Source organism: Ramlibacter monticola, assembly GCF_016722785.1.
In the GTDB taxonomy this organism is placed as follows: domain Bacteria; phylum Pseudomonadota; class Gammaproteobacteria; order Burkholderiales; family Burkholderiaceae_C; genus Ramlibacter; species Ramlibacter monticola.
In genome coordinates this window covers 36233-45361 of sequence record NZ_JAEQNE010000003.1, presented here as the reverse complement: position 1 = coordinate 45361, position 9129 = coordinate 36233, and the positions used below count along the sequence as shown (strand labels likewise).

The following is a 9129-nucleotide window of genomic DNA, read 5'->3' as shown; positions in this document are numbered from 1 at the left end:
CATGGGGGGTACGGGAGTCCGTTGATCCACGTCAATCCGCCCGCTGCCGCCAGCGTTTGAGCAGCAGCGCGTTAGAGAGCACGCTTACGCTGGAGAGCGCCATCGCCGCACCCGCCACCACCGGGCTCAGGTAGCCGAGCGCGGCCAGGGGGATTCCGGCGACGTTGTAGGCAAACGCCCAGAACAGGTTCTGGCGGATCTTGCGCACCGTGCGGTGCGAGATGTCCAGCGCGCCGGCCACCAGGCCGACGTCGCCGCGCATCAGCGTCACGCCGGCGGCATGCATGGCCACGTCGGTGCCCGTGCCCATGGCCACCCCCACATCGGCCGCGGCCAGCGCGGGTGCATCGTTGACGCCGTCGCCGACCATGGCCACGACGTGCCCGCCCGCGCGCAGCGCCACCACCCGCGCCGCCTTGTCGCCCGGCAGCACTTCGGCCTGGACTTCGTCCTCGCGCAGGCCGAGCCGGCGCGCCATCGCCAGGGCCGCGGCGCGGTTGTCGCCGGAGATCATCGCCAGGCGCAGGCCCCGCCGGCGCAGGGCTTCCAGCGCTTCGGCCGCATGCGGCTTGGGTTCGTCGGCGAAGGCCATCAGGGCGCGCAGGGTCAGGCCCTCCCCGCTGCGCTCCACCAGGGCCGACAGCGTCGCGCCCTCGCCCTGCAGCCGGCGCGCCTCGGCGTCCAGCGCGCCCAGGGGCACCTGCAGTTCCTCCAGCCAGCGCAGGCTGCCGATCAGGAAGCTGCGGCCCGCGACCTCGCCTTCGGTGCCGCGGCCGGCCACGGCGCGCACCGCGTCGGGCGCCTGCGGGGCCAGCCCGCGCTCGCGCGCTGCCGCCACCACCGCGCGCGCCAGCGGATGCTCGCTGCCGCCTTGCAGGCTGGCGGCGGCCTCCAGTTGCCGCGCCTCGTCGGCCCCAGGCGCCGCCACGAAGGCGACCAGCCGCGGCCTGCCGAGCGTCAGGGTGCCGGTCTTGTCGAAGGCCACCGTGTCGACCCGGTGCGCCAGCTCCAGCGCCTGCGCGTCCTTGATCAGGATGCCCTGGCGCGCGGCGACCCCGGTGCCGGCCATGATGGCCGCCGGCGTGGCCAGCCCCAGCGCACAGGGGCAGGCGATCACCAGCACCGCCACCGCGTGGATCAGCGCCTGCTCCATGCTGCCGCCGGCCAGCAGCCAGCCCGCCAGCGTCACGCCGGCGATCAGCAGCACCACCGGCACGAAGACGGCCGAGACGCGGTCCACCATGCGCTGGATCGGCGCCTTGCCGGCCTGCGCATCCTCGACCAGCCGGATGATGTGGGCCAGCACGCTTTCGCTGCCGACCGCCGTCGCGCGCATCACGAAACGGCCCTCGCCGTTGATGCTGCCGCCGGTCACCCGCTCGCCCACGGCCTTGGCCACCGGCAGCGGCTCGCCGGTCAGCATGGATTCGTCGACCTGGGTCTCGCCCTGCTCCAGCACGCCGTCGGCCGGCACGCGCTCGCCGGGGCGCACCACCAGCCGGTCGCCGGCCATGACTTCGGCCAGCGGCAGTTCGGCTTCGCTGCCGCCCTTCACGAGCACGTGCGCGGTCTCGGGGCGCAACGCCTGCAAGGCGCGGATGGCGGCGGTGGTCTGGCGCTTGGCGCGCGCCTCGAGCCATTTCCCGAGCAGCACCAGCGTCACCACGACGGCGGAGGCCTCGAAGTAGAGGTGCTCCTGCCCCCGCACCAGCCACAGCCACGTCGACAGGCCCCAGCCGGCGCTCGTGCCGATCGCCACCAGCAGGTCCATGTTGCCGGAGCCGGCCTTCAGGGCGTGCCAGCCGGCGCGGTAGAAGCGCGCCCCCAGCACGAACTGCACGGGCGTGGCCAGCATGAACTGCAGCCAGGCCGGCAGCATCCAGTGCGCTCCGGCCAGTTCCGTCGCCATCGGCAGCACGAGGGGCAGGGACAGCAGCAGGCCGAGCGCCACCGGTGCGAATCCGGCCCAGGGCGACAGGTCCTCGGCCTCCTGCTCCGCCAGCGCCCGGGGCTCGTAGCCGGCGTTGCGCACGGCACGGCGGATCTGCGCCTCCATCTGCTCGGAAGGCGCGTAGGTGACGCGGGCGGATTCGGTGGCGAGGTTGACGCTGGCGTCGGTGACGCCCGGCACCTTCTTGAGGGCGCGCTCGACCCGCGCCACGCAGGAGGCGCAGGTCATGCCGGCGACGCCGAGGTCCAGGGTGGAGGTGGAACTGTCCATGGAGAGAGCATGGACCTTGCCATGATGGGAAGGTCAAGCCTTGACGCCGGTCAAGCCGGCCGCGGGCCAGGGATTGACCTTACCATGGTGGCAAGGTGCAATCTCCCGCCCACGAAAGGAAAACCATGAACCAGACATTCCAGGTCCAAGGCATGAGCTGCAGCCACTGCGTCGGCGCCGTCACGGAGGCGGTGAAGTCCGTCGATCCGCAGGCCGAGGTCCAGATCGACCTCACCACCGGCAAGGTGGAAGTCCAGTCCGGCGGGGACCGCGCCGCCATCGCCCGTGCCATCGAGGAAGAGGGCTACAAGGTCGCAGCGTGAAGCTTTGGCCGGTGAACATCGGCGAGGCCGCCCGCTTGTCGGGCGTGTCGGCCAAGATGGTGCGGCACTACGAAGGCCTGGGGCTGCTGCCGCGCGTGGCCCGCACCGACAGCGGCTACCGGCAGTACGGCGAGACCGACGTGCACACGCTGCGCTTCATCAAGCGGGCGCGCGACCTCGGCTTCTCCATGGAGGAGATCGGGGAACTCGTGGGCCTGTGGCAGAACCGGCGCCGCGCGAGCGCCAGCGTGCGGCGCATCGCGCAGAAGCACGCGGAGGAGCTGGCGCAGCGCATCGCGCAGATGCAGGAGATGCAGCAGACGCTGCAGCACCTGATCCACTGCTGCCACGGGGACGAGAGGCCGGAGTGCCCGATCCTGGAGGAATTGGCGAAGTAGCCGCCGCTACTTCGGCGTGGCCAGGTCCCGCCGCAGCGCCTCGTCCAGCGCGCGTTGCAGTTCGAGGTCTTCCCGCGTCTGCACGTCACGGACGATGCGCGCCGGGCCGGCGCCGAGGGCGCGCGTGTCGACGGGCGAGCGCTCCTGCGCGGCGAGCATCGCTTCGCGCTGCGCCAGCACCGGCTGGTCCATCATGATCACCGCGCCCGAGCTGGCCCGTTCCGCCGCGGGGAGCGGTGCGGCATCGGTCATCACCTGCGGTTGCGGCTGCATCGTCTGCGCCAGCACCGCGCCGGTGCCGAGAAGAGCGGTAGCCAGCATTCCGGCCACCGTTCGCACGAAAGCCTGGTACTTCATGCTGTTACTCCTTTGAAAGCGAATCGGGTTGCAGTGACTGTCAACGTGCCCGGCCATTGCTGGCGTCACTGAGTGCGGACGCTTCCCGTAGGACCGGTTCGACCCTGCCTGTACACGCCAGATTCCGCCAGCATGGACCGGTCTTTACACAGCCGCAACCCCGGCGCGATGGCAGGGTTACATCCACTGCTCAGACTGCAGGGCATCGGGCCACCGGGCCCGGCACCGATGAACGAAAGGACCCCTTCATGAAATCCCTGCACCGACACCTGCTGACCGCCGGCCTGCTGGCCAGCCTCGGCCTGGCTGCCGTCGCGCAGACGCAAACCCCGCCCGCCCCGCCCGTGGCACCGGCGGCCCCGCGCGCGATGCACGGCGACCATGGCCAAATGGACCCCGCCCGCATGGAAAGCATTCGCGCCCGGATGGAAGAGCGCATCGCCCGCCGCCTGGGCGAACTGAAGCAGAAGCTGCAGATCGCGCGCGGCCAGGAAGGCGCCTGGGAGAGCTGGACCGCCGCGCTCAAGCCCGCTCCGTTCCAGCGTCCGGACCGCGCCGCCTTCGAGCGCATGAACACGCCCGAGCGGATCGACCGCATGAAGGCCGTGCGCGCCCAGCGCAACGCCGAAATGGACAAGCGCCTCGACGCCACCAAGACCTTCTACGCCCAGCTCAACGGCGAGCAGCAGAAGGTCTTCGACCAGGAAGGCCTGCGCTTCGCGCGCGGCTTCGGCAAGCGGGGCCACGGCCATCACCACCACGGCTGATCCGCGACCTCCGCGCACAAGGAAAAGCCCGGCCGAGGCCGGGCTTTTTCATGGGCCGCGTCGGCCTCAGTCAGGCAGGTACGTGCAAGGCATGCTGGTACCGCAGGTGCCCGCATCGGCATTGCCGCTCAAGAAACTCGGGCCGGCGCCGAGGCTGGTCGTTTCGGGGATCACCACCGCGGGCGGGATGATCGCCACGGACGTCTCGGGGATCAGCACCGGGGGCGGCAGCGACGCCACGCTCTCGTTGGTCGTCACCAGGTTGGGCGCCCCGCTCGTCATGGTGCTCGCTTCACCCGCGCGGCTCGGCACGTCGAAGGTCGCCGCCGCGGTGCGGTCCATCTCGAGCGAACGCACGCTCGACATCATCGGGTGCGGGGACGACAGCACCGTGGCGCGGTCCCAGTTGATGTTCGGGAACACGTACACCGGGGTGGTGGTCGTGACCGTCGTGTAGGTGGTGCGCGGGGCCGGGCCGGCGCCCAGCACGGTGGTGTCCATCGTGTCGTCGCTCGAGAGGACCAGGTTGCTGCCGCCCAGTTCCACGTGCGTGCCGTCCGGATAGAAGATCGCGTCCGCCTGCGCCATGCCGCCCGCAACGGCCATCACGCCGGCGACGAACAGGGCTCGCGTCAGAGAGGTCTTTTTCATTGAAATGCTCCGTACTGATCAGTGAGTGAATGCCCGGCATGGCGCCGGGTGCGTGAGAAACAGTTTGGAGCGGCCCCACCCCGGCCGTATCGGACCGGCGTGACAGCGGTCGTAGGACGTGCCGCGCCGACCGTTGGACGGGCGGAACGAAGTCTCAGAAGCGACGCACGTAGCGCAGTTGCAGGAAATCCTGGCCCGGGTTGGGGTTCTCGATCCCGGCATTGGAGATGTGGGTCCAGCGCAGCGCGAGCTCGTGCTGCTCGCTCCCGCCGTTGAACGTCCGGCCGAAGCCCAGCACGTCGTAGAAATTCCAGCGCGTGCTGAAGACCTTGCGCGGAGTCTCGAAGGTCTTGTCCATCCAGCTCGCACCGATCCCCAGCTCGATGAACCAGGGCGAGCGGCCGCGCTCCAGCCGCATGCGCAGGGACGGCAGCACCACGAACTGCGTGAGCTCGTCGTTGCCGCCGCCCACGGCGTCGAAGCGCCACCGGTTCACCAGCACTTCGGTGTGGGCGGTCAGCTCCGCCTTGCGCCGCATGCGTTCGAAGTCCCAGTCCCAGACCAGGCCCACGCCCGCCATGTAGGTGCCCCGGGTGCCGAATCCCGCTTCCACGGAGGCACCGTCGGGCCCGAAGTCGATCGCGCGTGCCGCTCCGGCGCTGGCCAGCAGGACCGCACCCAGGGTCAGCATCGTTGTAATTGTTTGCATGGCCGCAGTTTCATCCGCCGCGCGCGCGAAGGGCGCGTGGCTCTGCCGCACGGCCGCGCGAGCGCATGAAAAAGTGGAATCGTCCGACCGCGGCGTGCGTCGCCGGCCGGCACGCGCCTGGGCAGCGTTCCTACACGCTGGACCCGGAAAGTCGCCGGCCTCCTGCATCGGCCGCGCGCCACACGCCGAGCCGCCAGTCGCCACAAAGACTTGGCCTTCCGTCCTACGACTGCGCTCCAGCTGGGCACTTACAAAAGTCTCTCCACAACAAGACCCAACGAGCCCCCATGGACATGAGCGACCTGCCGCAGGAGCCGAGGCCTCCGCAGTTGACCGTGATGACCGTCAACATCCACAAGGGCTTCACCACCTTCAACCGCAAATTCATCCTGCCGGAGCTGCGCGACGCCATCCGCAAGGTCGGCGCCGACGTGGTGTTCATGCAGGAGGTGCTGGGCACGCACGAGGACCACAGCCGGCGGATCGCCGAGTGGCCGGAAGCGCCGCCCTACGAATTCCTCGCCGACGAGATCTGGCCGCAGCACGCCTACGGCCGCAACATGGTCTATCCCAAGGGCCACCACGGCAACGCGGTGATGTCCAAGTTCCCGATCGTGCACTACCAGAACCACGACGTCTCGATCGCCGGACCCGAGAAGCGCGGCCTGCTGCACTGCGTGCTGCAGGTACCCGGCTACGAGAAACAGGTGCACGTGATCTGCGTGCACCTGGGCCTGGCGGAGGCGCATCGCCAGCAGCAGCTGGACCTCCTGTGCCAGATCACGCACACCGAGATGCCAGCCGACGCGCCACTGATCGTGGCCGGCGACTTCAACGACTGGCGCCGGCGCGCCAACGACATCCTGTGGACCGAGGCCGGGCTGCGGGAGATCTTCGTCAACGCCTACGGCGAGCCGGCCAAGACCTTCCCGGCCATCTTCCCGGTGCTGGCCCTGGACCGCATCTACGTGCGCAACTGCTCGGTGCACTTGCCCGTGGTGCTGCCGCGCCGGCCCTGGGCGCACCTCTCGGACCACGCTCCCCTGGTGGCCGAGATCCACCTGTGAAGGACACCATGGAACGCCGCTGGATCCCGGGCAACCACTTCTCGCTGCTGGAGAACGGCGAGGAGTTCTTCCCGCGCGTGTTCGCCTGCATCGCGAACGCGCGGCGGGAGGTGATCGTCGAGACCTTCATCCTGTTCGAGGACAAGGTGGGCCTGCAGCTGCAGGAGGCGCTGATCGCCGCCGCCCGGCGCGGCGCGCAGGTGGACATCACGATCGACGACTGGGGCTCGCCGGACCTGTCGGCGCAGTATCTCGCCGCGCTGCGCGAGGCGGGCGTGCGGATCCACTCCTTCAACCCGGGACCGCGACCCTTCGGCTGGCGGCCGCACCTGCTGCGCCGCATGCACCGCAAGATCGTGGTGGTGGACCGCGAAGTGGCCTTCGTCGGCGGCATCAACTACTCGGCGGACCACCTTCTGGACTTCGGCCCCGAGGCCAAGCAGGATTACGCGGTGGAGATCCACGGCCCGCTGGTGGCCGAGATCCACCGCTTCTGCCACACGGCCCTCGCCGAAGGCCTGCGCCACCAGCGCAGGCGTCGCCAGTGGTGGCGCTGGCGCAAGCAGATGCGCGTGCCGCCGGAGCAGCTGCCGCCCGCCGGCACGGCCGACGCGATGTTCGTGGTGCGCGACAACCGCCTCCACATGGACGACATCGAGCGGCACTACCGCATCGCGATCCGCGCCGCGAAGAAGCGCATCGTGATCGCCAATGCCTACTTCTTCCCCGGCTACCGTTTCATCCGCGAACTCAAGCGGGCGGCGCGGCGCGGCGTGGACGTGCGGCTGATCCTGCAGGGCGAACCCGACATGCCGTGGGTGAAGACGGCCTCCAGCATGCTGTACCACTACCTGCTGCGCGCCGGCGTGCGCATCTACGAATACTGCGAGCGGCCGCTGCACGGCAAGGTGGCGGTGATGGACGACGAGTGGTGCACCGTGGGCTCCAGCAACCTCGACCCGATGAGCCTCCTGTTCAACCTGGAGGCCAACGTGATCATTCGCGACCACGATTTCACGCAGGTGCTCTCGGCCAACCTCGACAAGCTGATGTGCCACGCGTGCAACGAGATCACCACGAAGAGCCTGGGCAAGCTGGAGGGTTGGTCGCTGGTGCAGAGCTTCCTCGCCTACCACTTCGCCCGGCGCTACTCGCGCTGGGCCTCGTGGCTGCCCCGGCACGTCCCGCGCCTGCTGCCCACGGCCCCCACCCAGGGCAAGCCGCTGGCGCCCGCCTTCGTCGGACTCAAGGAGAAGGGCTGATGCGCCACCACTGGTCCTGGCCCTGGGTCAAGCGCGCGCTCGGGGTGGGCTTCCTCGCCGTCGTCGCCTTCCTGCTGGTGCGCTACGCGCGCACCGTGGACTGGGACCAGGTCCGTGCCAGTGTCCAGGAGCTGCCGCGCGACGTGCTGCTGAAGGCCCTGGGCCTCGCGGCCATCAGCCACCTGGTCTACAGCCTGATGGACCTGGTCGGCCGGCACTACACCGGCCATCGCATGGCCAAGCGCAAGGTCATGCAGGTGAGTTTCATCTGCTACGCCTTCAACCTGAACCTCGGCTCGCTCGTCGGCGGCATCGGCCTGCGCTACCGGCTCTATTCGCGCCTCGGGCTGCGCTACGGCAACATCACGCGCATCATCACGCTGTCGATGATCACCAACTGGATCGGCTACATCCTGCTGGCCGGCCTGGTGTTCACGATGTTCCCGCTGCAGCTGCCGCCCGCGTGGGGCATCGACGGCGAGGAGTTGCGGCTGCTGGGCGTGGGGCTGCTCGCCTTCGCGATCGCATACCTGGGGCTGTGCGCGTTCTCGCGCGTGCGCTGCTGGACGGTCCGCGGGCAGGACATCGACCTGCCCACATTCCGCATGGCGGTCGCGCAGCTGGGTATCTCCTGCACCCACTGGATGACCATGGCAGCGGTGCCGTGGATGCTCCTGCAAGGGCAGGTGGACTATCCGACGGCGCTGGCCGTGCTGCTGATCGCGGCGATCGCGGGCGTGCTGCTGCACGTCCCGGCGGGCCTGGGCGTGACCGAAGCGGTCTTCATCGCCCTGCTGTCGCACCGGATCCCGGAGCACCAGCTGCTGGGCGCCCTGCTCGCCTACCGCGCGATCTTCTACCTGACACCGCTGCTCGCGGGCGCCCTGCTGTACCTGAAGGTGGAGATGCGCACCCGCAAACGGGAGGTCCACGCATGAAGCAATTGCATACCTTGAGAACCCGAGTAACCAGGAGGTACCGAGAATGGCCGCAATGACACGCATCGACAGCTTCGGCTGGCTGAATCCGCTGGGCAACTGGGAAGCCGCGGCCCGCTGGAACGCCATGGCGTTCGAATGGATGACCCGTGGCTGGCAACAATGGCTGGAACTGGCGACGGTGTGGCCGGGGCTGGAGAGCCCAGCCGCGGCGGTCAACGAGGTGGCGCGTTCGGTCGATGCCATCGATGTCCCCGCCTCCGTCATCCTCGCGCCGGCGGGGACCCCGAAGGCGCGCGACGCGCGCGAGCTGGGAACCCAGGCGTCCCGGCGCCGCACGAATGACGAAGGGGAGGCCCGCCCGCGCGCCGCGGACGCCCGCAAGCCAAGGCGCCGCGCGCCCGCGAAGAAGTCGCGAACGCGGGGCTGATCCATG

Annotated in this window: 11 protein-coding genes; 7 read left to right on the top strand and 4 right to left on the bottom strand. The window is 69.7% G+C overall.

The genetic code is table 11. From position 1 onward, the window contains the following. Positions 1 to 31 precede the first annotated feature (31 nt). Entirely contained in the window at positions 32 to 2221 is a 2190-nt protein-coding gene (locus JJ685_RS13625; protein ID WP_236598998.1) for a heavy metal translocating P-type ATPase, read from the bottom strand. Between the two features lie 125 nt (positions 2222 to 2346). Between JJ685_RS13625 and JJ685_RS13620 the strand changes: the two genes are divergently transcribed. Both JJ685_RS13620 and cueR read left to right on the top strand, forming a co-directional pair. Next, on the top strand, positions 2347 to 2544 hold the full coding sequence (locus JJ685_RS13620; protein WP_201674814.1) for a heavy-metal-associated domain-containing protein: 198 nt from the start codon (positions 2347 to 2349) through the stop codon (positions 2542 to 2544). Further along, entirely contained in the window at positions 2541 to 2942 is a 402-nt protein-coding gene (gene cueR / locus JJ685_RS13615; RefSeq protein WP_330901763.1) for a Cu(I)-responsive transcriptional regulator, read from the top strand. The genes JJ685_RS13620 and cueR overlap by 4 nt, the downstream gene beginning before the upstream one ends. Before the next feature lie 6 nt (positions 2943 to 2948). Here cueR and JJ685_RS13610 read toward each other — a convergent pair whose 3' ends face one another. Continuing rightward, the gene (locus tag JJ685_RS13610; RefSeq protein ID WP_201674813.1) at positions 2949 to 3299 is read right to left on the bottom strand and encodes a hypothetical protein; all 351 of its coding nucleotides are present in this window, start codon (positions 3297 to 3299) and stop codon (positions 2949 to 2951) included. Positions 3300 to 3547: 248 nt separating this feature from the next. Here JJ685_RS13610 and JJ685_RS13605 point away from each other — a divergent pair, with 248 nt between their 5' ends. After that, positions 3548 to 4066, top strand: a complete 519-nt coding sequence (locus JJ685_RS13605) for a Spy/CpxP family protein refolding chaperone (protein WP_201674812.1) — start codon at positions 3548 to 3550, stop codon at positions 4064 to 4066. A gap of 66 nt (positions 4067 to 4132) precedes the next feature. Here JJ685_RS13605 and JJ685_RS13600 read toward each other — a convergent pair whose 3' ends face one another. Next, entirely contained in the window at positions 4133 to 4717 is a 585-nt protein-coding gene (locus tag JJ685_RS13600) for a hypothetical protein (RefSeq protein ID WP_201674811.1), read from the bottom strand. A 154-nt stretch (positions 4718 to 4871) separates the two neighbouring features. Next, entirely contained in the window at positions 4872 to 5426 is a 555-nt protein-coding gene (locus JJ685_RS13595) for an acyloxyacyl hydrolase (protein ID WP_201674810.1), read from the bottom strand. A gap of 293 nt (positions 5427 to 5719) precedes the next feature. Between JJ685_RS13595 and JJ685_RS13590 the strand changes: the two genes are divergently transcribed. The 4 genes from JJ685_RS13590 to JJ685_RS13575 are packed head-to-tail and all read left to right on the top strand — an operon-like array spanning position 5720 to position 9123. After that, on the top strand, positions 5720 to 6493 hold the full coding sequence (locus JJ685_RS13590; RefSeq protein WP_201675375.1) for an endonuclease/exonuclease/phosphatase family protein: 774 nt from the start codon (positions 5720 to 5722) through the stop codon (positions 6491 to 6493). A gap of 8 nt (positions 6494 to 6501) precedes the next feature. Next, positions 6502 to 7755: a cardiolipin synthase ClsB gene (clsB, locus tag JJ685_RS13585; RefSeq protein WP_201674809.1), complete on the top strand. Its 1254-nt coding sequence runs from the start codon at positions 6502 to 6504 to the stop codon at positions 7753 to 7755. After that, entirely contained in the window at positions 7755 to 8693 is a 939-nt protein-coding gene (locus JJ685_RS13580; protein WP_201674808.1) for a lysylphosphatidylglycerol synthase domain-containing protein, read from the top strand. The genes clsB and JJ685_RS13580 overlap by 1 nt, the downstream gene beginning before the upstream one ends. Positions 8694 to 8748: 55 nt before the next feature. After that, positions 8749 to 9123 carry a hypothetical protein gene (locus JJ685_RS13575; RefSeq protein WP_201674807.1) on the top strand — a complete coding sequence of 125 codons (375 nt, stop codon included), beginning with the start codon at positions 8749 to 8751 and terminating at the stop codon, positions 9121 to 9123. Positions 9124 to 9129 lie beyond the last annotated feature (6 nt).